The sequence below is a fragment of the Curtobacterium sp. Csp2 genome, from assembly GCF_013347165.1.
Genome location: NZ_CP054593.1, coordinates 2,857,254 through 2,858,097 on the forward strand (window position 1 = coordinate 2,857,254; position 844 = coordinate 2,858,097).

At 73.3% G+C, this 844-nt stretch carries 1 protein-coding gene; it reads right to left on the minus strand.

Going from position 1 to position 844, the window contains the following annotated elements:
* Positions 1-311 precede the first annotated feature (311 nt).
* Positions 312-844: DUF3097 family protein (locus HUN59_RS13825; RefSeq protein ID WP_174779504.1), on the minus strand; the 533-nt coding region annotated here is incomplete at its 5' end.

Here is an 844-nt window from a genome sequence, read left to right on the forward strand (position 1 = left end):
ACGCCCGTCGATGCCGTCCATCCCTCAACAGTAGGCCGCGACACGCCGTTCACCCCGGGACCGCGCGCGAGCGGGCGGAAACGGATCGCTCAGCCGGACAGGTCCCGCCGATTCCGCCCGCTCACGCGCACGCGCGTCCGACGCGGGAGCGCCCACCCCCTCTAGTGGGCGGGAACGGATGGCTCAGGCGGACGCGCGCCGCGGATTCCGCCCGCTCGCGTGGGCGAGGCGGGCACGCGGGTAGGCCGCAACGGCCGGGAGGCACGTGGTCCGCCCGCCCCGCAGCGGCAGCGCGCGGGTGGCCGGGTGGGTCAGGCCTTCGGCTCGGTGACGAAGTCGATGAGCTCCTCGACGCGTCCGAGCAACTGCGGCTCCAGGTCGGCGAAGGTCCGCACCTGCCCGAGGATCCGCTGCCAGGCACGGGCGACGTCGGCCTGCTCGTCCGCAGGCCAGCCGAGGTGCTGCAGGATCCCCTTCTTCCACTCGATCGAGCGCGGGATCGTCGGCCACTCGGTCAGCCCGAGCCGCGACGGCTTCACCGACTGCCAGACGTCCACGAACGGGTGCCCGACGACCAGGACGTGCGCGCCCCACTTCCCGCGCATCACGGCGTCGGCGAAACGGGACTCCTTCGACCCGGGGACCAGGTGGTCGACGAGCACGCCGACACGACGGTCGCGCGAGGGCCGGAATTCGTCGAGCACCTCGGCGAGGTTGTCGACGCCCTCCAGGTACTCGACCACGACGCCCTCGACGCGGAGGTCGGCGCCCCAGACCTTCTCGACGAGCTCGGCGTCGTGCCTGCCCTCGACCATGATCCGCGACGGGAGCGCCACCCGCGCGC